Annotated in this window: 20 protein-coding genes; 8 read left to right on the forward strand and 12 right to left on the reverse strand. The window is 59.5% G+C overall.

Annotation, left to right across the window (positions count from 1 at the left end):
* Nucleotides 1-29: 29 nt before the first annotated feature.
* The 4 genes from mdtD (at nucleotide 30) to yccS (ending at nucleotide 6,921) form a co-directional block, all read left to right on the forward strand.
* On the forward strand, nucleotides 30-1,499 hold the full coding sequence (gene mdtD, locus AC3WMV_RS19025) for a multidrug transporter subunit MdtD (protein ID WP_409077700.1): 1,470 nt from the start codon (nucleotides 30-32) through the stop codon (nucleotides 1,497-1,499).
* A 282-nt stretch (nucleotides 1,500-1,781) separates the two neighbouring features.
* Nucleotides 1,782-3,167, forward strand: a complete 1,386-nt coding sequence (gene dbpA, locus AC3WMV_RS19030; protein ID WP_007962660.1) for an ATP-dependent RNA helicase DbpA — start codon at nucleotides 1,782-1,784, stop codon at nucleotides 3,165-3,167.
* 154 nt (nucleotides 3,168-3,321) lie between these two features.
* Nucleotides 3,322-4,500 (forward strand): BaiN/RdsA family NAD(P)/FAD-dependent oxidoreductase, encoded by a 1,179-nt coding sequence (locus AC3WMV_RS19035; RefSeq protein ID WP_027610634.1) that lies wholly within the window; start codon nucleotides 3,322-3,324, stop codon nucleotides 4,498-4,500.
* A gap of 228 nt (nucleotides 4,501-4,728) precedes the next feature.
* Entirely contained in the window at nucleotides 4,729-6,921 is a 2,193-nt protein-coding gene (gene yccS / locus AC3WMV_RS19040) for a YccS family putative transporter (protein WP_103369178.1), read from the forward strand.
* Between the two features lie 121 nt (nucleotides 6,922-7,042).
* Here the strand turns inward: yccS and AC3WMV_RS19045 are convergent, their stop codons facing one another.
* Nucleotides 7,043-7,780: a substrate-binding periplasmic protein gene (locus AC3WMV_RS19045; RefSeq protein WP_027610632.1), complete on the reverse strand. Its 738-nt coding sequence runs from the start codon at nucleotides 7,778-7,780 to the stop codon at nucleotides 7,043-7,045.
* A 256-nt stretch (nucleotides 7,781-8,036) separates the two neighbouring features.
* On the opposite strand from AC3WMV_RS19045, the gene AC3WMV_RS19050 reads away from it, so the two are divergent.
* Entirely contained in the window at nucleotides 8,037-8,489 is a 453-nt protein-coding gene (locus AC3WMV_RS19050; RefSeq protein ID WP_103369179.1) for a GNAT family N-acetyltransferase, read from the forward strand.
* Between the two features lie 123 nt (nucleotides 8,490-8,612).
* On the opposite strand, the gene AC3WMV_RS19055 is transcribed toward AC3WMV_RS19050, so the two are convergent.
* From AC3WMV_RS19055 to AC3WMV_RS19065, 3 genes are read right to left on the reverse strand one after another with little or no spacing between them, the layout of a single operon-like run.
* Nucleotides 8,613-8,909 carry a winged helix-turn-helix domain-containing protein gene (locus AC3WMV_RS19055; RefSeq protein WP_003229005.1) on the reverse strand — a complete coding sequence of 99 codons (297 nt, stop codon included), beginning with the start codon at nucleotides 8,907-8,909 and terminating at the stop codon, nucleotides 8,613-8,615.
* Nucleotides 8,910-8,929: 20 nt separating this feature from the next.
* A complete protein-coding gene (locus AC3WMV_RS19060; protein ID WP_103369180.1) occupies nucleotides 8,930-9,421 on the reverse strand; it encodes a M48 metallopeptidase family protein in 492 nt (163 codons plus the stop codon).
* Between the two features lie 43 nt (nucleotides 9,422-9,464).
* On the reverse strand, nucleotides 9,465-11,588 hold the full coding sequence (locus tag AC3WMV_RS19065) for a putative bifunctional diguanylate cyclase/phosphodiesterase (protein WP_103369181.1): 2,124 nt from the start codon (nucleotides 11,586-11,588) through the stop codon (nucleotides 9,465-9,467).
* 333 nt (nucleotides 11,589-11,921) lie between these two features.
* On the opposite strand from AC3WMV_RS19065, the gene AC3WMV_RS19070 reads away from it, so the two are divergent.
* Nucleotides 11,922-12,590: a polysaccharide lyase family 7 protein gene (locus tag AC3WMV_RS19070; RefSeq protein ID WP_097089026.1), complete on the forward strand. Its 669-nt coding sequence runs from the start codon at nucleotides 11,922-11,924 to the stop codon at nucleotides 12,588-12,590.
* A gap of 92 nt (nucleotides 12,591-12,682) precedes the next feature.
* Here AC3WMV_RS19070 and AC3WMV_RS19075 read toward each other — a convergent pair whose 3' ends face one another.
* The 8 genes from AC3WMV_RS19075 to tkt form a co-directional block, all read right to left on the reverse strand.
* Nucleotides 12,683-13,072, reverse strand: coding sequence for a hypothetical protein (locus AC3WMV_RS19075; protein WP_103369182.1), 390 nt, complete (start codon nucleotides 13,070-13,072; stop codon nucleotides 12,683-12,685).
* Between the two features lie 319 nt (nucleotides 13,073-13,391).
* Nucleotides 13,392-13,865: a hypothetical protein gene (locus tag AC3WMV_RS19080; RefSeq protein ID WP_103369183.1), complete on the reverse strand. Its 474-nt coding sequence runs from the start codon at nucleotides 13,863-13,865 to the stop codon at nucleotides 13,392-13,394.
* A gap of 574 nt (nucleotides 13,866-14,439) precedes the next feature.
* Nucleotides 14,440-15,504, reverse strand: a complete 1,065-nt coding sequence (fba, locus tag AC3WMV_RS19085) for a class II fructose-bisphosphate aldolase (protein ID WP_003229012.1) — start codon at nucleotides 15,502-15,504, stop codon at nucleotides 14,440-14,442.
* A gap of 279 nt (nucleotides 15,505-15,783) precedes the next feature.
* Nucleotides 15,784-16,116 (reverse strand): MliC family protein, encoded by a 333-nt coding sequence (locus AC3WMV_RS19090; RefSeq protein WP_103369184.1) that lies wholly within the window; start codon nucleotides 16,114-16,116, stop codon nucleotides 15,784-15,786.
* Between the two features lie 57 nt (nucleotides 16,117-16,173).
* Complete coding sequence (locus AC3WMV_RS19095; protein WP_007961876.1) at nucleotides 16,174-16,395, reverse strand: hypothetical protein; 222 nt, start codon at nucleotides 16,393-16,395, stop codon at nucleotides 16,174-16,176.
* Between the two features lie 33 nt (nucleotides 16,396-16,428).
* Nucleotides 16,429-17,592, reverse strand: a complete 1,164-nt coding sequence (locus AC3WMV_RS19100) for a phosphoglycerate kinase (RefSeq protein ID WP_027610625.1) — start codon at nucleotides 17,590-17,592, stop codon at nucleotides 16,429-16,431.
* A 26-nt stretch (nucleotides 17,593-17,618) separates the two neighbouring features.
* Nucleotides 17,619-18,677, reverse strand: a complete 1,059-nt coding sequence (epd, locus tag AC3WMV_RS19105; protein ID WP_103369185.1) for an erythrose-4-phosphate dehydrogenase — start codon at nucleotides 18,675-18,677, stop codon at nucleotides 17,619-17,621.
* Between the two features lie 150 nt (nucleotides 18,678-18,827).
* Entirely contained in the window at nucleotides 18,828-20,825 is a 1,998-nt protein-coding gene (tkt, locus tag AC3WMV_RS19110; RefSeq protein ID WP_103369186.1) for a transketolase, read from the reverse strand.
* A gap of 259 nt (nucleotides 20,826-21,084) precedes the next feature.
* Between tkt and AC3WMV_RS19115 the strand changes: the two genes are divergently transcribed.
* Together AC3WMV_RS19115 and metK are read left to right on the forward strand one after the other, a co-directional pair.
* A complete protein-coding gene (locus tag AC3WMV_RS19115; protein WP_027610622.1) occupies nucleotides 21,085-22,080 on the forward strand; it encodes an ArsR/SmtB family transcription factor in 996 nt (331 codons plus the stop codon).
* A gap of 18 nt (nucleotides 22,081-22,098) precedes the next feature.
* Nucleotides 22,099-23,289 carry a methionine adenosyltransferase gene (metK, locus tag AC3WMV_RS19120; protein WP_027610621.1) on the forward strand — a complete coding sequence of 397 codons (1,191 nt, stop codon included), beginning with the start codon at nucleotides 22,099-22,101 and terminating at the stop codon, nucleotides 23,287-23,289.
* Nucleotides 23,290-23,479: the final 190 nt, after the last annotated feature.

The raw sequence follows: 23,479 nt of genomic DNA on the forward strand, positions 1-23,479 counted from the left end.
GCGAGCAAGCCCGCTCCCACCAAAAGCCTGTGCATCAACGCCCAACCACAAGAGGTTCCATGCCCACACGCCCGCCTCTCGACGCCATCACCGCCCGCTGGTTGCCGTGGGTCGTCGCCATTGCGTTCTTCATGCAGTCCCTCGACGGGACCATCCTCAACACCGCCCTGCCGGCCATGGCCCGGGATCTGGCCGAAGACCCGTTGCGCATGCAAGGTGTGGTCATCGCCTACATGCTCACCGTGGCCTTGCTGATTCCGGCCTCGGGCTGGATCGCCGACCGCTTCGGCACCAAGAAGATTTTCTTCGGCGCGATCCTGCTGTTCAGTTTCGGCTCGCTGCTTTGTGCGTTATCCAGCACCTTGACCATGCTGGTGGGTGCGCGGGTGATCCAGGGTCTGGGCGGCGCCTTGATGTTGCCGGTCGGACGCTTGGTGGTGCTGCGTGCCTATCCGCGTTCGGAACTGGTGCGGATCATGGGTTTCATCACCATTCCCGGCCTGCTCGGCCCGTTGATCGGCCCGACCATGGGCGGCTGGATGGTGCAATACCTGACGTGGCACTGGATCTTCCTGATCAACCTGCCGGTCGGTGTTCTCGGCTGCTACGCGGTGTGGAAATTCATCCCCGACCTGCGCGGTACTGAACGCACGCGCTTCGATAGCCTCGGTTTCCTGCTGTTTGGCGCGGCGATGATCCTGATCACCATCGCCATGGAAGGTCTGGGCGAATTGCACTTGCCGCACCTGCGGGTGATGTTGCTGCTGTTCGGCGGTCTGGCCTGTCTGGCGGCGTACTGGCTGCGCGCCGGGCGCGTCGAAAATCCGCTTTTCGCCCCTTCGCTGTTCAAGACCAGGACTTTCGCGGTCGGAATTATCGGCAACCTGTTCGCCCGCCTGGGCAGCGGCGCCCTGCCGTTTCTGGTGCCGTTGCTGCTGCAGGTGGCGCTGGGTTACTCGCCGTCGCAGGCGGGGATGAGCATGTTGCCGCTGGCTGCTGCGGCGATGTTTGCCAAGTGGATGGCGCGGCCGCTGATCGAACGCCTTGGCTATCGCATCGTGCTCACCGGCAACACTCTGGCGCTGGGGATCATGCTGGCGAGCATGGGCCTGGTCAGCGAGCAGACGCCATACTGGCTGCTGCTGTGCCTGCTGGCGGTTCTTGGCGCGATCAACTCGCTGCAATTCACCGCGATGAACACCGTAACGCTGATCGACCTCGACGACGCCAGCGCCAGCAGCGGCAACAGCTTGCTGTCGGTGGTGGCGCAATTGTCGCTGAGTCTGGGCGTAGCCTGCGCCGGTGCATTGCTCGGCGGGTTTACGGCGGAGATCGGCAACGATGGCGTCGAGACCGTGCTGGGCGCGTTCCAGCTGACGTTTGTCACGGTCGGGATCATGGCGATGCTGGCGGCGACGATCTTCTCGCAACTGTCGAAAGAGGACGGTCGCCGGGTCAAACGCCCGGATGAACATCCGGATGAACACATCGAACACTGAACAGTGTCATGTCTGGTGGAGGCTTTTGTGGTGAGGGGATTTATCCCCGACGGGTTGCGCAGCAGCCCCAAAATCTGCCACCTCAGTACATCAGGCTGATCGCATTCAACCTTTTCAGGGGGTGCTGCGCACCCCATCGGGGATAAATCCCCTCGCCACAGGTTTATCTTCATTCAAGGAAAGCTTGGGGGAATGAAACCAGGCACTGTTCGTCCAGAACTTTCGAGGAAAGTGGCACGGGGCTGCTACACTGCGCGACATTTTGTTTTGCAGGCCAGTCCCGTGACCACCATCGCCACCGCTTTTAATACTCTGCCGCTGTCCGCCGCCATGCTGGCTAACCTCGAATCCCTCGGTTATGCCCAGATGACGCCGATCCAGGCGCAGAGCTTGCCGGTGATCCTCAAGGGGATGGACCTGATCGCCCAGGCCAAGACCGGCAGCGGCAAGACCGCCGCGTTCGGCATCGGCCTGCTCAACCCGATCAACCCGCGTTACTTCGGTTGCCAGGCGCTGGTGATCTGCCCGACCCGTGAGCTGGCCGACCAGGTCGCCAAGGAAGTCCGCCGTCTGGCTCGTGCCGAAGACAACATCAAGGTCCTGACCTTGTGCGGCGGCGTGTCGTTCGGCCCGCAGATCGCTTCGCTGGAGCACGGCGCGCACATCATCGTCGGCACCCCGGGGCGTATCCAGCAACACCTGCGCAAGGGTTCGCTGGTGCTCGACGGCCTGAACACGCTGATCCTCGACGAAGCCGACCGCATGCTCGACATGGGCTTCTACGACGCCATCGAAGACATCATCGAAAAGACTCCGGCACGCCGTCAGACCCTGCTGTTCTCCGCCACGTACCCGGTGGGCATCAAGCAACTGGCGTCGAAATTCATGCGCGATCCGCAAACGGTGAAAGCCGAGGCGTTCCACGACGACACGCAGATCGAGCAGCGTTTCTACGAGATTTCCCCGGAAGAGCGCATGAGCGCAGTGACCAAAGTCCTGCACCACTTCCGCCCGGCTTCCTGCGTGGCGTTCTGCTTCACCAAGCAGCAAGTGCAGGAAACCGTTGACCACCTGACCTCCAAAGGCATTTCCGCCGTCGGCCTGCACGGCGATCTGGAACAGCGTGACCGCGATCAGGTACTGGCGATGTTCGCCAACCGCAGTACGTCGGTCCTGGTCGCCACCGACGTCGCCGCCCGTGGTCTGGACATCGATGCGCTGGACATGGTGATCAACGTCGAGCTGGCCCGCGATTCGGAAATCCACATTCACCGCGTTGGCCGTACGGGTCGTGCCGGCGAGAAAGGCATTGCGGTCAGCCTCGTTGCGCCGTCCGAAGCGCATCGCGCGCAAGCCATCGAACAGCTGCAGAAAGCTCCGCTGAACTGGGATCAGGTCGATAACCTCAAGTCCCAGGGCGGCGCCCCGCTGCAGCCACCGATGAGCACCCTGTGCATCGCCGGCGGGCGTAAAGACAAAGTGCGTCCGGGCGACATCCTCGGCGCACTGACTGGTGACGCCGGCATCCCCGGCGCTCAGGTCGGCAAGATCGCGATCTTCGACTTCCAGTCGTATGTGGCCGTTGAACGCACCGTGGTCATGCAGGCACTGCAGCGCTTGAACAACGGCAAGATCAAGGGCCGTTCGCTGCGCGTTCGCGTTTTGTAAGCGATCTTCCAAGCAAAGGAGATCCCCCTGTGGGAGCGGGCTTGCTCGCGAATGCGGTGTATCAGGCGACTTATGTGTCAACTGACACACCGCTTTCGCGAGCAAGCCCGCTCCCACAGTTTGTTTTGTAGCGACCTACCAAGAGGACACCGTTTTGCGCTCTACCGAAGTCGTGATCATTGGCGCTGGCGCCGCAGGGTTGATGTGTGCACTGACCGCCGCCGGGCGTGGGCGTCAGGTGTTGCTGCTCGATCATGCGAACAAGGCCGGCAAGAAAATCCTGATGTCCGGTGGTGGCCGCTGCAATTTCACCAACATGTACACCGAGCCGAGCAATTTCCTCTCGCACAATCCGCATTTCTGCAAATCGGCACTGGCGCGCTACACCCAGTGGGACTTCATCGGCATGGTCGCCAAGCACGGCGTGCCCTACCACGAGAAGAAACTCGGCCAGTTGTTCTGCGATAACAAATCCAGCGACATCCTCGGCATGCTGCTCGACGAGTGCGATCAGGTCGGCGTCGAGCTGCACCTGGACACCTCGATCCAGACCATCGAGAAGGTCGAAAGCGGTTACCTGCTCGACACCACCCTCGGCCAGGTTCAGTGCCAGTCGCTGGTGATCGCCACCGGCGGGCTGTCGATCCCGACGCTGGGCGCTACCGGTTTCGGTTATCAGGTCGCCAAACAGTTCGGCCATGAACTGCTGCCGACTCGCGCCGGACTCGTGCCGTTCACCATCACCGATCAGCTCAAGGAACTCTGCACCGAGCTGTCCGGGACCTCGGTGGATTGTCTGGTCAGCTGCAACGACCAGAGCTTTCGCGAGAACATTCTGTTCACTCACCGTGGCCTCAGCGGCCCGGCGATTCTGCAGATCTCGTCGTTCTGGGAGCCGGGCGACACCGTGGAGATCAACCTGTTGCCGGATCACGACACCGCGGCATGGCTGCAGCAGCAAGTAGCCGAACGCCCGAACAGCGAGCTGAAAACTTTGCTTGGTGAGATCTTCACCAAGAAGATGGCCAATCTGCTGGCGGACAACTGGTTCGTGTCCAAACCGATGAAGCAGTACACCCACGCCGAACTGGCGCAGATCGCTGACAAGCTCGGCAGCTGGAAAGTCGTCCCGGCCGGCACCGAAGGCTATCGCACCGCCGAGGTCACGCTGGGTGGCGTCGATACCCGCGAAGTGTCGTCCAAGACCATGGAATCGCTGAAAAGCCCGGGGCTGTATTTTGTCGGCGAAGTGCTCGACGTCACCGGGCATCTGGGCGGTTTCAACTTCCAGTGGGCCTGGGCCTCGGGCTACGCGGCTGCGCAGTACGTCTGATCCAAAATCAAACGCAAAACCTGTGGGAGCGAGCCTGCTCGCGAATGCGGTGTATCCGTCGACATCAAGTTGAATGACACTCCGCTTTCGCGAGCAGGCTCGCTCCCACAGTGGTTTGTGGTGTAAGTAAAAGGAACACTTTTTGCTGTCAGATGTGATCGGCGCCATTGCGTCGGCGTCATTACTGGCTCAATTTAGCGGCATCGCCTCGGAAGGCCTTCGCACTTCATGTCCTCGACCTCGTTTCGTCAGTCTTTGCGGCGCCTGTGGGCGCTGGATAAATTCAGCTACAGCGTGCGGGTGTTCATCGCCCTGACCGGCAGCATGGCGCTGTGTTGGTATCAGGATGAAATGGGCCTGCTGATCCCATTGTTCCTCGGGATCATCGCCAGCGCCCTGGCCGAGACCGACGACAGTTGGCAGGGGCGCCTCAACGCCCTCGCCGTGACGCTGGTATGTTTCAGTATCGCCGCGCTGTCGGTGGAACTGCTCTTCCCCTACCCCATCGTGTTCGCCATCGCCCTGGCCTTGGCCAGCTTCGGCCTGACCATGCTCGGCGCGCTCGGCGAGCGTTACGGGGCGATTGCCTCGGCGACCTTGATTCTGTCGGTCTACACCATGATCGGCGTGGATCAGCGCGGCGGCGCGGTCACCGATTTCTGGCACGAACCGATGCTGCTGGTGGCGGGTGCCGCGTGGTACGGCCTGCTGTCGGTGCTGTGGCAGGCGATGTTTTCCAACCAGCCGGTGCAGCAGAGTCTGGCGCGGCTGTTCCGTGAACTGGGTTTCTATCTGAAGCTGAAAGCCTCGCTGTTCGAGCCGATCCGCCAGCTGGACGTCGAAGGCCGGCGGCTGGAACTGGCGCAGCAAAACGGTCGCGTGGTCGCCGCGCTGAACAGTGCCAAGGAAATCATTCTGCACCGGGTCGGCAACGGTCGCCCGGGGTCGAAAGTCAGCCGTTATCTGAAGCTGTATTTCCTCGCCCAGGACATTCACGAACGCGCCAGCTCCTCGCACTATCCGTACAACGCGCTGGCCGATGCGTTCTTCCACAGCGACGTGCTGTTCCGCTGCCAGCGTTTGTTGCGCCAGCAGGGCAAGGCCTGCCGCGCATTGGCCGAATCGATCCAGATGCGCCAGCCGTTCGTCTACGACGCCAGTTTTGCCGAAGCACTGACTGACCTCGATGCCTCCCTTGAACACCTGCGCATCCAGAGCAATCCGGCGTGGCGCGGCCTCCTGCGATCGCTGCGTGCCCTGGCCGCCAACCTCGGCACCCTCGACCGTTTGCTCAGCGATGCGAGCAACCCCGACGCACTGGCGGACGCCACCGACAGCAGCCTGCTCGACCGCTCGCCGCGCAACCTCAAGGACGTGTGGGTTCGCCTGCGTACGCAACTGACACCGACGTCCTTGCTGTTCCGTCATGCCCTGCGTCTGCCGCTGGCGCTGAGTATCGGCTATGGCATGGTGCACCTGATTCACCCGTCGCAGGGTTACTGGATCATCCTCACCACGCTGTTCGTCTGCCAGCCGAACTACGGCGCGACCCGGCGCAAGCTCGGTCAGCGGATTCTCGGCACCGCCATCGGCCTGACCGTGGCGTGGGCGCTGTTCGATCTGTTCCCCAGCCCGCTGGTGCAGTCGTGCTTCGCGATCGCCGCCGGGGTGGTGTTCTTTACCAACCGCACCACGCGCTACACCCTGGCGACCGCCGCCATCACCATCATGGTGCTGTTCTGCTTCAACCAGATCGGTGATGGCTACGGGCTGTTCCTGCCGCGCCTGTTCGATACCCTGCTCGGCAGTCTGATCGCCGGCCTGACGGTGTTCCTGTTCCTGCCGGACTGGCAGGGTCGACGCCTGAACAAGGTGCTGGCCAACACCCTGACCTGCAACAGCATCTACCTGCGCCAGATCATGCAGCAATACGCCGCCGGCAAGAGCGACGACCTCGCCTATCGCCTGGCCCGCCGCAACGCACACAACGCCGATGCGGCGCTGTCGACAACGCTGGCGAACATGCTCATGGAGCCGGGGCATTTCCGTAAGGAAGCGGATGTCGGTTTCCGTTTTCTGGTGCTGTCGCACACCCTGCTCAGCTACCTCTCCGGGTTGGGCGCGCATCGCGAAACGCAGCTACCGGCAGACGTGCGTGAACAACTGATCGACGGCGCCGGAGTGAAACTGGCCGCGAGCATCGACGACATTGCCCAGGGCCTGGCGAACAAGCAACCGGTGGCGATTCAGAGTGACGAAGAAGAAGCGCTGGCCAATGAGCTGGAGCAGATGCCGGACGAGATCGATGAAGGACAGCGACTGGTGCAGACGCAACTGGCGCTGATCTGCCGGCAGTTGGGGCCATTGCGCACGTTGGCGGCGCATTTGATCAAAGACACTAATGAGATTAGCGCTGGCTGAAAGGACGCCTTCGCGAGCAGGCTCGCTCCCACAGTGAATGTGTGTACGAAGCAGAACCCATGTGGGAGCGAGCCTGCTCGCGAAGAGGCCATCAACCACTCAGAAGATTCTTGATCAGCCTTCACATCCCATGCTGGCGCAGCAACTTGTCATAACTCCCATCCGCCTTCATCGCCGCAATCGCCTTATCGAACCCGGCCACAATCTGCTCATGCTGCGGATTCTTCAGACTCACCAGAATATGCAGGCTGTTCTCGCTCAACGGCTTGGGCAGAAACTCCACGGCGTTGCGCACTTTGGCTGATTCGCGGGCCAGGTAATAGCGCGCGACGTATTCATCTTCCAGGGTCAGCTTGACCCGGTCCGCCGCCAGCATGCGCACGGCCATGGCGAAGTTATGCACAGGGACTTTCTCCAGTGCGGTATCGGCATCGAAGGCCTGCGAGTAGGCATAACCGCGCACCACCGCCACCGGGTAGGTGTGCAGTTGTTCCAGGCTGCCGTACTCCAGCGGCGTGTCCTTGCGCTTGAGAAAGCGGATGCGGTTGAGCAGGTATTCGCCAGAGAACTGGCCGATTTTGGTCCGTTCGTCGTTGTACCAGGCGTTGACCAGCACGTCGTATCGTCCTTCGCCCACCCCCAGCAGTGCCCGCGCCCAAGGTACCTGTTCATAGTCGCTGGCATAACCGGCCCGCGCCAGCGCGGTGCTGACGATGTCGGTGGCCAGACCACCGTTGACCAGCGTGTCGTCGGTAAAGGGCGGCCAGATATCAAACACCAGTCGCAACTTCTCCGCTGAGGCGGTTTGGGCCAGCAAGAGCAATCCGATCAAAGCAAAGGCTCGATGCAGTCGCGGCATGCTTGAAAATCCTTAGCGGGCGGGCTGCCCAGCGTGTTTTCAGTCAAAACCCCAAGGCCCCTTACCGGCGAAACCCAGGCCCTAACAGTAGCTCATTGAAGCCAGTGCACAGCGCTTTCCAGCAGATTACACAAAGCAGCCGCTATCGCGAGAAAGGAATGATGGCATTTTGACCTTTGTCACAGACTGTTCCGCCATACAGACATCCAGGGCCTGTGCGCTTAGTATCGGGCGACGGAGTTCAAGGAGTCGGAAGATGACAATCGAGTGGGTCTGCAAGCATCACAGTGATCTGGGCAAAGAAGAGTTGTACGCACTGCTGAAGCTACGCTCGGAAGTGTTCGTGGTCGAACAGAAATGCGCCTACCCGGACCTCGACGGCCAGGATCTGGGCGGCGACACCCATCACCTCATGGGCTGGGAAGATGATCAGTTGATGGCCTATCTGCGCCTGCTTGATCCCGAGTCCCAGAGCGGTGACGTGGTGATTGGCCGCGTGATCATCGCGCCGCAGGGCCGCGGCAAAGGGCTGGGGCATGTGATGATGGAACACGCGCTGAAACAGGCCGGGAAGCATTGGCCGCATGTGCCGATCTATCTGTCGGCGCAGGCGCATTTGCAGGGGTATTACGGCAGGTACGGGTTTGTGGTGGCGGGTGAGGAGTATCTGGAGGATGACATTCCGCACATAGGCATGCGTCGTCTTTGAGGCCCTCATCGCTGGCAAGCCAGCTCCCACAGGTTCAGCGGATGTTCACAATAACTGTATTCGCTGGAGATCCTTGTGGGAGCTGGCTTGCCAGCGATTGTGTCAGCTCAAACAACGCAAGACTCAGGGATACTCCAGCACAGCCTTAATCTGCCGCAGATTACGCTCGATCCACCCGCGATCGATCGCTCCCCACTCGCGAATCCGATAGCGCCCGGCATGGTTGCGCGCGCCCTCTTCCTGCTCGAATTCACAGACGATGTCCAGATCCGCCAGCGCGGCGATCGTGTCCTGCGCCGTGCGCCGGGGCATGCCGGTCACTTCGGTCAGCGCCGGGACGCTTGGGGCCAGGCCGCTGTCGATCAGGTAGGCCACGTACAGGCGCCGGTAAAAGCTGCTTTTGGTCTTGCTGACGTCCATCTACCCGCTCCTTGTTGCGGCTATTGCAGATCCCGCCACGTCAGGTATACCCGCAGATCGAACTCGACCTGGTGATACCCCGGCAGCATGTGTTCGCACAATTTGTAGAAGGCCTTGTTGTGATCCGATTCCTTGAAGTGCGCCAGTTCGTGCACGACGATCATCTTCAGGAACTCGGGGGCCGCCTCCTTGAACAACGAGGCGATGCGAATCTCTTTCTTGGCCTTGAGCTTGCCGCCCTGCACCCTTGAGACCGTGGTGTGCAGGCCCAGCGCGCGGTGCGTCAGGTCGAGGCGGTTGTCGAACAGCACTTTGTCGATGGCCGGTGCGTTGCGCAGATATTCCTGCTTCAGGTCCAGCGCGTAGCTGTACAGCGCCTTGTCGCTCTGCACATCGTGACGCCCCGGATAGCGTTGACTCAGGTACTCACCCAGACGCTGTTCGGCGATCAGTTGGCGCACCTGATCCTGCAATTGCGCGGGATAGGCCTGGAGGTATTTCAACGCAGTCATGGGCACGGCAATACGGTTCGAAAAGAGCGCCAGTGTAACGAATTCAAACCGGCAGCGCGCTCCAGTCGAAGGGCTCGGCGAAGCTGGCGGCGTCTTCGGAGGTCAGCGGACGCGCCACCAGGAAACCCTGCACGTATTCGCAGCCATGCGCTTGCAGCCATTGATACTGTTCGATGGTTTCCACACCTTCGGCGATCACCAGCAAGCCGTACTGTTTACACAGATTGATCACGTTGCTGACCAGCGCCGCGTCGCGCGTCGAATCCGGCAGCCGCGCAATCAGGTGTCGATCAAGCTTGAGCGTGTCCAGCTCCAAATCACGCAGATGCGCCAGCGAGCACGGCCCTGAACCGAAATCATCCAGCGCCACCCGCACCCCGAGATTGCGTAGCAGGCGCAGCTGTTTGCGGGTCTCGTCGGGGTTGTGCATCAGCGCGTCTTCGGTGATTTCCACCTCCAGTTGCCGTGGCTGCAACGAATGCCGCTCCAGCACCTGGCGCAACTCGGTGACCAGGTTCGGCAGCCCGAACTGGGTATTGCTCAAACTCACGCCAAGTACCAGATCCTCGGCGAACAGGGTTTCCCAAGCTTTGCGCTGGCCGGCGCCGCGATGATAGATCCAGCTGCCCAGCCGGCTGATCAGCCGCGCCTCTTCCAGTAATGGCAGGAACAACCCCGGCGGCACATCGCCGACGCTCGGATGCTGCCAGCGCAGCAGCGCCTCGAAACCGCGGATCTGCCCGCTGTCGATCGCCACTTGCGGCTGATACACCAGATTGAAATCACGGTTCTCGATGGCGTTGCGCACGCTCTCTTCAAGCATCAGCCGAGAGCGGGCGCGGCCGTTCATTTCGTGATCGTAAAAACGATACTGCTGACGCCCGGCGCGCTTGGCTTCGTACATGGCAATGTCGGAGGCGCGCAGCAGGCCGTCGAGGTTCGAGCCGCAGTCCGGGTAAGTGGCGATGCCGATACTCGCGCCGAGGGCAATGTCCAATCCCTCGATCTGCTGACAGATCGACACCCGCTCGATGAGCTTCTCGGCAATCTTCGCCGCCTGCTCGGGGAACTCCAGATCGAGCAACGCCGTGAACTCGTCACCGCCCATGCGCGCGAGAATATCGAACGGCCTTAAGCACGCCTTCAACTGCTCGGAGACCCAGCGCAGCACCCGGTCGCCGGCATCGTGGCCAAGGGAATCGTTGACCCGTTTAAAGCCATCTAGATCCAGATACAGCAGCACCCAACTGCTGTCGCTGCGTTCACCGCGCAGCAGCAGGTTTTCCACCGTCTGATAAAAGCCCCGGCGATTGAGCAGACCGGTCAACGGATCGGTGACCGCTTGAAATTCCAGCTGCTGATGCAGGTGACGCACCACTGACATGTCCAGCACCGTCACCACCATCGCCCGCTGCTCGGGCGGCAACGGCGCGCATGACAACGCCACCGGCACCTGCTGCCCCGGCGCCGTGCGTAACAACGCATCGTGCAGACGCAAGGTCTCACCGCGTTTATAGCCGGCCAACAGCTCGGAATCAGCCCACAACGGGATGTGCGGTTTCTGCAGATAATCGAGAAATTCCTTGCCCTCCAGCTCCTTCACCGGTGCATTCAGCAGCCGCGAAATCGCCGGGTTGGCGAAGCGGATCAAACCGTCCTCGCCGAGCACCAATATTCCTTCCGCCGCGTTATCCAGCACCGAGGCATTGAAGGCCCGCGCGACCTCCAGATCATGACTCAGGCGCTGCAAGGCGCGGCGGTTGCGCTGGTGTTCGAGCAATGCCTGGACTTTGGGCTTGAGGATCTGCGGATCGAACGGTTTGAACAGGTAATCCACCGCGCCACTGGCGTAGCCCTTGATCACGGCGTCCTGGGACTGTTCGTTGGCGGTAAGGAAAATGATCGGCGTGAGGCGTGTGCGCTGGCTGCCGCGCATCAATCGCGCGACTTCAAAGCCGTCCATGCCCGGCATCTGCACATCCAGCAGCACCAGGTCGACGTCGTGTTCGAGCAGCAGATTGAGTGCCTCGAAGCCGGAGGCGGCGGTCATGACGTGCCAATCCTGACGCTGCAGCAACGCGCGCATGCTGATCAGGTTTTCAGGGTAATCATCAACGATCAAAAGGACAGAGCTGCCTTCACCTGGCTGGGGTTGCGCGCATTCCATGCTGCTTCTCTTGTCGGGACATCTCTTGTCGGACTATCGGCCGGTTCTTGGGAAAACCGTACAGTTACTGAGCCATCACTCTAGTCGCGGATCTGTGAAAGCAGAAGCTGTCACGCCGCCATCATTTAGCCAAAGCGGCGACTTACCGACTAACGGTCACCCCTGCAGCCCCCGAAAACCGGCACAGATGGCATTTCGACAGGATGTTGACGCCAATCATCTGCCAAACGGGCGTTAACAAAAAACTCCTCTACGCTTATAACTGCCGCCCGAAAAGGCGCGGGCTAGAGCTTCTGGCACTCGCGTTCAGGATGAATTGAGTGGAAAACCGACATGATCGATCTCGCAACCTGGAACCTCAGCGTTCCCGTCGGCAGTCCGCCGTACACCGTCGAAACCTCCAAACTGGTGAATGGCTTCAAGGATCAGTACTTCCATTCCGACACCGGCACCCTGTTTTTCTGGTCACCGGTGACCGGGTCAAAAACCGAAAACGCCATCTACCCGCGCACCGAACTGCGCGAAACCTTCAGCAACGGCACCCTGCGCAACTGGTATTACCCGGACGCCGACAACACCCTGCGCGCAACCCTCGCGGTGAACAAGGTGCCCAGCTCGGGCAAGATCGTCATCGGCCAGATCCACGCGTATGAAAGCCAGAAGCCGATGGTCAAGCTCGAATACCAGTACAAGACCAAGACCGAAACCGGCAACCTCGTCATCAAAGTACGCATGCACCCCGATGACGACGAAAGCCGCGTTATCACCCTCGCCACCGGGATCAAACTCGACCGCGAATTCAACTACCTGATCCACCTCAGCCCCGGCGGTGCACTGGGCGTGAGCGCAGCGGGTTATCAGTGGGATTCACAAGTCAGCGCGACGTGGCGCAACAAGCCGCTGTACTTCAAGGCCGGGGTGTATGTGCAGGACAACACCGGGTATACCAGTGAAGGTGGGCAGGTGACGTTTACCAAGCTGGATATTGATCACGATAAATAGTACTAACATCGCTCAACCATCGGACAATGTAAAGATCAATAAACTGGCAGACTCCAAGAGTCTGCCGTATTACTTAAGGCCAGTATCAAAAACTAACGCCTGAACGTAAACGTCCCCTTAGCTGACAACTTTCCTTCAACGAGGTCGAACTCGCCTACAGGATACGGGCTTACCTGTGTCAATCTCAACATACCGCTTGCATACTTATCATTTTCAATGCCATCAAATTCTAAATGCGCTCTCACGGGCTCATCTTTTCCGTCCAGCGTGTACACGTCAACCGCAAGATTATCTCTGAATTTAAGGTTCATATAATAACTATGTCCACCTAGCTCCCTTTGCTTCGTATTAATATAAAAAAACCCATCCCTATGGGTTAGGTGGCCTCCGCCCTCAAATTTTTGCTCATCATAACCTTCATGCTTGAATGTAACTTCCATGAATTCAGGAATTTCTATTTTGATGCTTTTATTAGTGCTCATATTTTTCATCCGAAAAGTAAGTAAAACAGAAGAATAACCACCTACCAGCGACAGTACACCTGTAATATCTGACAGGCGCTTATATCCGTTCGCATTTGGTAGCTGGCCTTGAACTACAAAAAACAAGCAAAGCCCTAACTTTCCATACTACCGACATCAACTATACGAGTGCTGGCGACTCAAACAGATCCGCCCCCGCTTCCTGCGTTTACCAAGCTGGATATTTATCACGATAAATAGAACTTATAGCCCTCAACTATCGGACAATGCAAAGCTTAATAAACCAGCAGACCGCCGGCACAGCTTTAACCAGTATCGACTAAGACCACTTCATGTACTCAAATTCACCTGCTGCTGAGAAGACGCCTTCTTCATAGATATCAAAGGTGCCTTTTGGGTAATCTCCACTTCTTGACAAATTAAACTTGCCGCTAGCCTGCCGATCACCATTTATATCATCAATCTCCAAATGCGCGCTAACGGGTGTATCTTTTCCACCCAGCTCATAATTCTCGTCAACTTCAAGGCCTGCCTTAAAGGACAATGACAAATAATACTTGTGACCTTCAAACTCTCGGTACTTTGGAAGAAGTTGAAAAGACTTTTCCCCCTTATATAAAAAACCATAATCTATAAACTCCATCGAATGCTCACCATATTCTTGATGCTTGTAGGTGATTTTCATAGAACCAAATAAGGAGTCGTCAACGCCAGCGTCACCTTTTATTTCTTTTTCGCTTTTCATTTCTATCTTTCCGAGGGACAAGTGAAACCCGATAGTAGGCGGCTTCATATTTCCGCACACCTGTAATATCTGACAGGTACCTATATCCCTTTGAAATAACAAATCTGCCTTTAACAAAGAAATCACTGGACAACCCGGACGTGCGACTTACCAATCACTCACCCATAAAAAACCCGCCTCTCGGCGGGTTTCTTATATGGACAGCTATTGCCTCAATCCATCACGAAGTAAAAAAGAAGTCACATGTCTGTGGATTTTAAAGCCAGGGGGCTTACTCTGGTTGCTTAGGGCGTGTGAAAGGAGCTGGCCCCTTGGAGTTTTTGAGGTCTTCCGTTTTTGGCTCAACTGGCTGGGTAGCCGGGGCCGGGCCTTTGGGTTTAACGTCCTTTGTAGTCATTGCTGTGTACTCCATTACGAGGTGGAGTCTTATCTTGTGAGTATCGCTTGAGATTGCCTACTGTCAGATCTGACAGTCATTGAGATCTATTGGAAATAAGCAGAACTCAGTTAGATCAACTTATCAGGCACTCCTCATGAACAGTGTCGCTACGCGAAAAAATTACCACCCACAAAAAACCCGCCTCTCGGCGGGTTTTTTATCAGCGCAGCTTAACGTTCAGGCTTAGTTCACCTTGGCGTTCAACTCACCCTTCAGATAACGCTGGAACATCGCTTCCAACGAGATCGGCTTGATCTTCGAAGCATTACCGGCAGTACCGAACGCTTCATAACGAGCGATACACACATCGCGCATCGCCGTTACGGTCGCGCCGAAGAATTTACGTGGGTCGAATTCGCTCGGATTGGTTGCCATCAGGCGACGCATTGCGCCGGTGGATGCCAGGCGCAGGTCGGTGTCGATGTTGACCTTGCGCACGCCGTACTTGATGCCTTCGACGATTTCTTCAACCGGTACGCCGTAGGTTTCTTTGATGTCGCCGCCGTACTGGTTAATGATCGCCAGCCACTCTTGTGGCACGGACGAGGAACCGTGCATCACCAAGTGGGTGTTCGGGATGCGCTTGTGGATTTCCTTGATGCGGTCGATCGCCAACACGTCGCCGGTAGGTGGCTTGGTGAACTTGTAGGCGCCGTGGCTGGTACCGATGGCGATGGCCAAGGCATCGACCTGGGTCTTCTTGACGAAGTCAGCGGCTTCTTCCGGGTCGGTCAGCATCTGGCTGTGATCCAGAACGCCCTCAGCGCCGATGCCGTCTTCTTCGCCGGCCATGCCGGTTTCCAGCGAACCCAGGCAGCCCAGCTCGCCTTCAACCGAAACGCCGCAGGCGTGAGCCATGGCAACAGTTTGTTGGGTAACGCGGACGTTGTATTCGTAGTCGGTCGGGGTCTTGCCGTCTTCGCCCAAGGAGCCGTCCATCATTACCGAGCTGAAGCCCAGTTGGATCGAGCGCTGGCAGACGTCAGGGCTGGTGCCGTGGTCCTGGTGCATGCACACCGGGATGTGCGGGAATTCTTCGATCGCGGCCAGGATCAGGTGACGCAGGAACGGCGCGCCGGCGTATTTGCGAGCGCCGGCCGAAGCCTGGACGATCACCGGGGAGTCAGTCTTGTCAGCGGCTTCCATGATGGCGCGCATCTGCTCAAGGTTGTTGACGTTGAAGGCTGGAACGCCGTAGCCGAACTCGGCTGCGTGGTCCAGCATCTGGCGCATGCTGATAAGTGCCATTGTGTGTGTCTCTCCCGGTTGAGGGTCGTTAATCGTGCCAGCCTGCCGGAGCGGCGGCGGCTATTCAAGTGATTGCAGATCGGGGGTCGAAGCCCGGTCTGGTGATTCGGTGTTACCAAAATCTTGTGAACAACAGAGAACCCTGTGGGAGCGGCGGTGCGACAATTCGACTTGCTCGCGAATGCGGATTTACATTCAACATTGATGCAAGCTGATCCACCGCCTTCGCGAGCAAGCCCGCTCCCACATTTTGGATCTATGTGAATCAATTCAATCGTCTTACTCGGCCTTGCAGCCGCGGCCAATCAGGTCATTGGTGGCGACCCAATACACCAGGCCTTCGTCACCCTTGACGTGAAACGCCAGCATGCCGTCGCTGTACAGCACGCCCGAGGCGCCCGGCTCTTCTTTCAGGCGATAGACCTGATCACCGCCGCCCAGCCGAACATCGACTTCCTTCTGGCCGGCATTGGCGTAGCGCCACAGCACTTTGGCCTGGCTGTCGCAGGTCCAGGTGGTCCAGTTGTCCGCAGGCGCGGACGACTGAAACAGGTTCAACTGCGCGCAACCGCCCAACAATGCCAACGCCGCAATGGCGATCAAGCCTTTCATCCGTGTTCCTCGACTGACAGCCAACGCCGCCAGCCCTGAGTTAAAGAGTCAGACCGGTCAAGGACAACCATGTTCCTTGGCCGGGGTTTGCGTCTCGTATTTGTCCAGACCGTCCGGTCCCGAGCGCTTGTTCAGCACCGGGTTGGTTTCGGCCTGCCAGTCGGCCTGATAGCAGCCTTTCTGTGCCGCATCCGGCGCAGGTGTCGCCTCGGCCTTCGGGTTACTCCCGCAGGCCGCCAGCGTACCGGTCAGCAACAACAGCGCTAACGACTTGACCATCTGAACACTCCTTTGCCTGGCCAACGGGCGGCCTCAGGCCTTGGCCCGGCTTTCCAGGACTTCAACGGCCGGCAGCACCTTGCCTTCGACGAATTCGAGGAATGCGCCGCCACCGGTGGAAATGTAGGAGATTTGCTCGGCCACGCCATATTTATCGATGGCCGCCAGGGTGTCGCCACCGCCGGCAATGGAGAACGCGGCGCTGTCAGCGATGGCCTGGGCCAGCACCTTGGTGCCGTTGCCGAACTGGTCGAATTCGAACACGCCGACCGGGCCGTTCCACAGAATGGTTTTCGACGATTTCAGCAGTTCGGCGAAGTTGGCTGCGGTTTGCGGGCCGATATCCAGGATCATGTCGTCAGCGGCAACGTCAGCGATCAGTTTAACGGTGGCCTCGGCGCTTTCAGCGAACTCCTTGGCAACCACCACGTCCACCGGCAGCGGTACGCTGACCTTGGCGGCGATGGCGCGCGCGGTGTCCAGCAGGTCCGGCTCGTACAGCGACTTGCCGACCGGGTGACCGGCGGCAGCCAGGAAAGTGTTGGCGATGCCGCCACCGACGATCAGTTGATCGCAGATCTGGCTCAGGCTGTTGAGTACGTCGAGTTTGGTCGACACCTTGGAGCCGGCAACGATCGCAGCCATTGGCTTGGCCGGTGCGCCCAGCGCCTTGCCCAGTGCGTCCAGCTCAGCGGCCAGCAACGGGCCGGCAGCGGCGACTTTGGCGAACTTGGCCACGCCGTGGGTCGAACCCTCTGCGCGGTGCGCGGTGCCGAAGGCGTCCATCACGAACACGTCGCACAGGGCGGCGTATTGCTGGGCCAGCTCGTCAGCGTTCTTTTTCTCGCCCTTGTTGAAGCGCACGTTTTCGAACAGCACGATGTCGCCGGCCTTGACGTCAACGCCGCCCAGGTAATCGGCCACCAGCGGCACGTCGCGGCCCAGGGCCTTGCTCAGGTAGTCAGCGACTGGCTTGAGGCTGTTCTCGGCGGAGAACTCGCCTTCGGTCGGACGGCCCAGGTGTGAGCACACCATCACCGCCGCACCTTTTTCCAGGGCCAGCTTGATGGTCGGCAGCGAAGCCAGGATACGCGCATCGCTGGTGACAACACCGTCCTTGACTGGGACGTTGAGGTCTTCGCGAATCAATACGCGCTTACCTTGCAGATCGAGGTCGGACATCTTCAACACGGTCATGGGTCGCACTTCCTGAGTAGCTGTTCTTAGAGAGCAGGTTTTTTTGAAATCGCTGTTTGCAGATAGTGGTCTGCAACGTCCAGCATTCGGTTGGCAAAACCCCATTCGTTGTCGAACCAGGCCAGGATGTTCACCAGTTTGGGGCCGGAAACACGGGTCTGACTGGCATCGACGATGGCCGAATGTGGGTCATGGTTGAAATCACAGCTGGCGTGCGGCAACTCGGTGTAGGCCAACAGGCCTTTGAGTGGGCCGCTGGTGGCGGCTTCGCGCAGGATCCGGTTGACCTCGTTGGCATCGGTCGCGGTGGCGGTCTGCATCGTGATGTCGAGGCAGGACACGTTGACCGTCGGCACGCGTACGGCTTTGGCCTGAATTCGCCCGGCAAGTTCCGGCAGCAGGCGCTCGATGCCACGTGCCAGACCAGTGGACACCGGGATCACCGACTGAAACGCCGAACGGGTGCGGCGCAGGTCTTCGTGGTGATAGGCGTCGATCACCGGCTGATCGTTCATCGCCGAGTGAATCGTGGTGATCGACACGTAATCCAGGCCAATCGCCTTGTCCAGCAGACGCAACAGCGGCACGCCGCAGTTGGTGGTGCAGGAGGCGTTGGACACCAGCAGTTCATCGCCGGTCAGGCAATCCTGATTGACGCCGAAGACGATGGTGGCGTCGACATCCGCCTCGCTGGCCATCGGTTGCGAGAACAGCACGCGTGGCGCGCCGGCGTCGAGGAAACGCTGGCCGTCTTCACGGGTGTGGTAAGCGCCGGAGCACTCCAGCACCAGGTCGACGCCCAGCGCCGCCCAGTCAATGCCTTCGGGGGTGGCACTGCGCAGGACCTTCACGCAGTCGCCATTAATATGCAGACAATCGCCGTCTACTCGCACTTCGCCGGGAAAGCGGCCGTGGGTGGAGTCGAAGCGTGTCAGGTATTCGATGCTGGCCATGTCCGCCAGATCGTTGATCGCGACAATTTCAAACCCGGCCTTCTCGCCACGCTCGAACAACGCACGCAAGACGCAACGACCAATCCGGCCGTAGCCGTTGAGTGCAACTTTGTAGGGACGCGGTTGAGGCATGGGGTTCTCGATTACCGTGGTGAATCGGGTAGTGCGATGTTGCCTGAACCAACGCCTTCGCGAGCAGGCTCGCTCCCACAGGGAAATACATTCCAATGTGGGAGCGAGCCTGCTCGCGAAGGCGTCAGCTCAGACGACATCTTTTCCAGATCAGTCTTCCAGCAGCTCTTCAGCCTGACCCAGGATGTTTTCCAGGGTGAAGCCGAACTCTTCGAACAGTGCCGAAGCCGGAGCCGATTCGCCGTAAGTGGTCATGCCGATCACGCGACCTTCCAGACCCACGTACTTGAACCAGAAGTCGGCGTGAGCCGCTTCGATCGCAATACGTGCGCTGACCTGCAGCGGCAGAACCGATTGCTTGTAGCCGGCGTCCTGCGCATCGAACACGCTGGTGCAAGGCATGGAAACCACGCGCACCTTGCGGCCTTGCTCGGTCAGCTTGTCGTAGGCCTGAACGGCCAGACCGACTTCCGAACCGGTGGCGATCAGGATCAGCTCAGGCTCGCCTGCGCAGTCCTTCAACACGTAACCACCGCGGCTGATGTCGGCGATCTGACCGGCATCGCGTTCCTGGTGCTGCAGGTTCTGACGCGAGAAGATCAGCGCCGAAGGGCCGTCCTTACGCTCCAGCGCGTTTTTCCAGGCCACTGCCGATTCAACGGCATCGGCTGGACGCCAGGTGTCGAGGTTCGGCGTGGTCCGCAGGCTGGTCAGTTGCTCGATCGGCTGGTGCGTCGGGCCGTCTTCGCCCAGACCGATGGAGTCGTGGGTGTAGACGTGGATCACACGCTTCTTCATCAGCGCCGACATGCGCACCGCGTTGCGCGCATATTCCATGAACATCAGGAAGGTCGCGCCGTAAGGCACCAGGCCACCGTGCAGGGACACGCCGTTCATGATCGCGGTCATGCCGAATTCGCGCACGCCGTAGTACATGTAGTTGCCGCTGGCGTCTTCAGCGCTGACGCCTTTGCAACCTTTCCACAGGGTCAGGTTGGAACCGGCCAGGTCAGCCGAACCGCCGAGCAGTTCCGGCAGCAGCGGGCCGAACGCGTTCAGGGTGTTCTGGCTGGCCTTACGGCTGGCGATGGTTTCGCCTTTGGCCGCCACTTCAGCAATGTAGGCCGAGGCTTTTTCCGCGAAGTCAGCCGGCAGTTCGCCGCTCAGACGACGGATCAGCTCGTTGGCTTCGGTCGGGAACGCCGCGGAGTAGGCAGCGAAACGCTGATCCCACTCGGCTTCGGCAGCGCGACCTTTTTCCTTGGCATCCCACTCGGCATAAATGTCTGCAGGGATTTCGAACGGGCCGTAGTTCCAGTTCAGCGCCTGACGGGTCAGAGCGATTTCCGCGTCACCCAGTGGGGCGCCGTGGCAGTCTTCCTTGCCCTGCTTGTTCGGCGAACCGAAACCGATGGTGGTCTTGCAGCAGATCAGGGTCGGCAGCGGGCTCTTGCGCGCGGTTTCGATGGCGGTCTTGATCTCTTCCGGATCGTGACCGTCGACGTTACGGATCACCTGCCAGTTGTAGGATTCGAAACGCTTCGGGGTGTCATCGGTGAACCAGCCTTCGACTTCACCGTCGATGGAGATGCCGTTGTCATCGTAGAAGGCGATCAGCTTGCCCAGGCCCAGCGTACCGGCCAGGGAAGCGACTTCGTGGGAAATGCCTTCCATCATGCAGCCATCACCGAGGAACACGTAGGTGTGGTGATCAACGATGTTGTGGCCAGGACGGTTGAACTGCGCACCCAGGACTTTTTCCGCCAGGGCGAAGCCGACGGCGTTGGCCAGACCCTGACCCAGCGGGCCGGTGGTGGTCTCGACGCCCGGGGTGTAACCGAATTCCGGGTGACCCGGGGTGCGGCTGTGCAGTTGACGGAACTGCTTGAGGTCGTCGATCGACAGGTCGTAACCGGTCAGGTGCAGCAGCGAGTAGATCAACATCGAGCCGTGGCCGTTGGACAGCACGAAGCGGTCACGGTCGGCGAACGACGGGTTGCTCGGGTTGTGCTTGAGGTAGTCGCGCCAAAGTACTTCGGCGATATCTGCCATACCCATAGGGGCACCGGGATGGCCGCTGTTGGCTTTTTGCACGGCATCCATGCTGAGGGCACGAATGGCGTTGGCACGCTCACGACGGCTAGGCATCGCTGATCTCCTGGGTGTGAATAGATTGAAACGGAAAAAAGGAGGGCATTTTCCCTCACCGGAGCGCCTCGGGGCAATGACAGATAGTCATCCGAGGGCGTTTTTCCCGTGCTGGACGGCGGTTTCGTCTGGTGAAACCTTTCCGCTGTTCGTTTGTAGAGTTAACCAGCCAGTGAGAAGTGCCATCTATCGAGCAATATCAAAACTTTTTGATATTGCCCTTGCGGCGATTTCCCACCGTCACTAGACTGCTGGCCCTATGAACTTACGCGTGCCTTCCATTCGCCATGACGATTGCGACGAGCTGGCGGCCCTGTGCAAGGCCGGTGGCGATCCGCTGCGCCTGAATGTATTGCGCGCGCTGGCCAACGACTCGTTCGGCGTACTGGAGCTGGCGCAGATTTTCGGCATCGGTCAGTCCGGCATGAGCCACCACCTCAAGGTGCTGGCCCAGGCCGACCTGGTGGCGACACGCCGCGAAGGCAACGCGATTTTCTATCGCCGCGCCCTGCCCCACACCGAATTGCTGGGCGGCAAGTTGCACGCCGCATTGTTAGAAGAAGTCGACAATCTGGCGCTGCCGGACGACGTGCAGGCACGCATCGCCCAGGTCCACGGACAACGCGAAGCCGCCAGTCAGGACTTTTTCACCCGGGTTGCGGAGAAATTCCGCGCCCAGCAAGACTTGATCGCAGGCCTGCCGCAGTACCGTGACAGTGTGCTGGCCCTGCTCGACAAACTGAACTTCAATGGTGCTGCCACGGCCATTGAAGTCGGCCCCGGCGATGGTGCTTTCCTGCCGGAACTGGCCCGCCGCTTCGGCACCGTAACCGCGCTGGACAACAGCCCGGCGATGCTCGAACTGGCGCGTCAGGTATGTGAACGTGAACGGCTGGCTAACGTCAGCCTGCAATTGGCCGATGCATTGAATGGCACCAGCCTTCAGGCCGATTGCGTGGTACTGAACATGGTGTTGCACCATTTCGCCGCGCCGGCCGAAGCGCTCAAGCACATGGCCGGCCTGCTGCAACCGGGCGGTAGCCTGCTCGTGACAGAGTTATGTAGCCACAACCAGAGTTGGGCCAGGGAGGCCTGCGGTGATCTGTGGTTGGGGTTTGAACAGGACGATTTGGCCCGTTGGGCCACCGCTGCGGGACTCGTTCCCGGGGACAGCCTCTATGTAGGCTTACGTAATGGTTTCCAGATCCAGGTTCGCCACTTTCAGCGACCGGCTGGCGACACTCACCATCGGTAAATTCAGGAAAACATCGAGATGAGCGAATACTCCCTCTTCACCTCCGAGTCCGTGTCTGAAGGACATCCGGACAAAATCGCCGACCAGATTTCCGATGCGGTGCTGGACGCCATTATCGCCCAGGACAAACACGCACGCGTTGCCGTGGAAACCCTGGTCAAGACCGGCGTGGCTATCGTTGCCGGTGAAGTGACCACCAGCGCCTGGGTCGACCTGGAGCAGATCGTTCGTGACGTGATCTGCGACATCGGCTACACCAGCTCCGAAGTCGGCTTCGACGGCGCGACCTGCGGCGTGATGAACATCATCGGCAAGCAGTCCCCTGACATCAACCAGGGTGTTGACCGTGCCAAGCCTGAAGATCAGGGCGCCGGCGACCAGGGCCTGATGTTCGGCTACGCCAGCAACGAAACCGACGTGCTGATGCCAGCACCGATCACCTTCTCGCACCAGTTGGTACAGCGCCAGGCCGAAGCCCGCAAATCGGGTCTGCTGCCGTGGCTGCGTCCGGACGCCAAATCGCAAGTGACTTGCCGTTACGAAGGCGGCAAGGTTGTTGGTATCGACGCCGTTGTTCTGTCGACCCAGCACAACCCTGAAGTGTCGTACAAAGACCTGCGCGAAGGCGTGATGGAGCTGATCGTCAAGCACGTGCTGCCTGCAGAACTGCTGAGCAAAGACACCCAGTTCCACATCAACCCGACCGGCCAGTTCATCATTGGCGGCCCGGTAGGTGACTGCGGTCTGACCGGTCGCAAGATCATCGTCGACAGCTACGGCGGCATGGCCCGTCACGGCGGTGGCGCGTTCTCCGGTAAAGATCCATCGAAGGTTGACCGTTCGGCTGCCTACGCTGGCCGTTATGTTGCCAAGAACATCGTCGCTGCCGGCCTGGCTGAGCGTTGCGAGATTCAGGTGTCCTACGCCATCGGTGTCGCTCAGCCGACTTCGATCTCGCTGAACACCTTCGGTACCGGCAAGATCAGCGATGACAAGATCATCAAACTGGTGCGTGAAGTGTTCGACCTGCGTCCATACGCAATCACCACCATGCTGGATCTGCTGCACCCGATGTACCAGGAAACTGCAGCCTACGGCCACTTCGGTCGTGCTCCGCAGACCAAGACGGTTGGCGAAGACACCTTCTCCACCTTCACCTGGGAAAAAACCGACCGCGCCGACGCTCTGCGTTCCGCTGCTGGTCTGTAAGCCCTCCCCGGCTGCAAAAAAAGCCCCGCACGGTTCACGCCGTGCGGGGCTTTTTCATGCCTGAAATACCCTTCCAATATCAATAAAGAGCCCTGTGGGAGCGGGCTTGCCCGCGAAGAGGCCGGCCCATGCGCCCCCTGTATGGGCACGGAAACACGATGCAAAACACCCACCCGGTGCCTCTCTGAAT

The sequence above is a fragment of the Pseudomonas sp. FW305-3-2-15-E-TSA4 genome, from assembly GCF_058787295.1.

Bases quoted from the DNA above. Each gene is read 5' to 3' on its own strand.
- AC3WMV_RS19090 (WP_103369184.1), bottom strand. From the start codon at position 16,116: ATGAAAGGCTTGATCGCCATTGCGGCGTTGGCATTGTTGGGCGGTTGC.
- AC3WMV_RS19070 (WP_097089026.1), top strand. From the start codon at position 11,922: ATGATCGATCTCGCAACCTGGAACCTCAGCGTTCCCGTCGGCAGTCCG.
- fba (WP_003229012.1), bottom strand. From the start codon at position 15,504: ATGGCACTTATCAGCATGCGCCAGATGCTGGACCACGCAGCCGAGTTC.
- AC3WMV_RS19080 (WP_103369183.1), bottom strand. From the start codon at position 13,865: ATGAAGCCGCCTACTATCGGGTTTCACTTGTCCCTCGGAAAGATAGAA.
- AC3WMV_RS19095 (WP_007961876.1), bottom strand. From the start codon at position 16,395: ATGGTCAAGTCGTTAGCGCTGTTGTTGCTGACCGGTACGCTGGCGGCC.
- tkt (WP_103369186.1), bottom strand. From the start codon at position 20,825: ATGCCTAGCCGTCGTGAGCGTGCCAACGCCATTCGTGCCCTCAGCATG.
- AC3WMV_RS19100 (WP_027610625.1), bottom strand. From the start codon at position 17,592: ATGACCGTGTTGAAGATGTCCGACCTCGATCTGCAAGGTAAGCGCGTA.
- yccS (WP_103369178.1), top strand. From the start codon at position 4,729: ATGTCCTCGACCTCGTTTCGTCAGTCTTTGCGGCGCCTGTGGGCGCTG.
- AC3WMV_RS19075 (WP_103369182.1), bottom strand. From the start codon at position 13,072: ATGAGCACTAATAAAAGCATCAAAATAGAAATTCCTGAATTCATGGAA.
- AC3WMV_RS19065 (WP_103369181.1), bottom strand. From the start codon at position 11,588: ATGGAATGCGCGCAACCCCAGCCAGGTGAAGGCAGCTCTGTCCTTTTG.
- metK (WP_027610621.1), top strand. From the start codon at position 22,099: ATGAGCGAATACTCCCTCTTCACCTCCGAGTCCGTGTCTGAAGGACAT.
- AC3WMV_RS19050 (WP_103369179.1), top strand. From the start codon at position 8,037: ATGACAATCGAGTGGGTCTGCAAGCATCACAGTGATCTGGGCAAAGAA.
- epd (WP_103369185.1), bottom strand. From the start codon at position 18,677: ATGCCTCAACCGCGTCCCTACAAAGTTGCACTCAACGGCTACGGCCGG.
- AC3WMV_RS19115 (WP_027610622.1), top strand. From the start codon at position 21,085: ATGAACTTACGCGTGCCTTCCATTCGCCATGACGATTGCGACGAGCTG.
- AC3WMV_RS19060 (WP_103369180.1), bottom strand. From the start codon at position 9,421: ATGACTGCGTTGAAATACCTCCAGGCCTATCCCGCGCAATTGCAGGAT.
- AC3WMV_RS19055 (WP_003229005.1), bottom strand. From the start codon at position 8,909: ATGGACGTCAGCAAGACCAAAAGCAGCTTTTACCGGCGCCTGTACGTG.
- AC3WMV_RS19045 (WP_027610632.1), bottom strand. From the start codon at position 7,780: ATGCCGCGACTGCATCGAGCCTTTGCTTTGATCGGATTGCTCTTGCTG.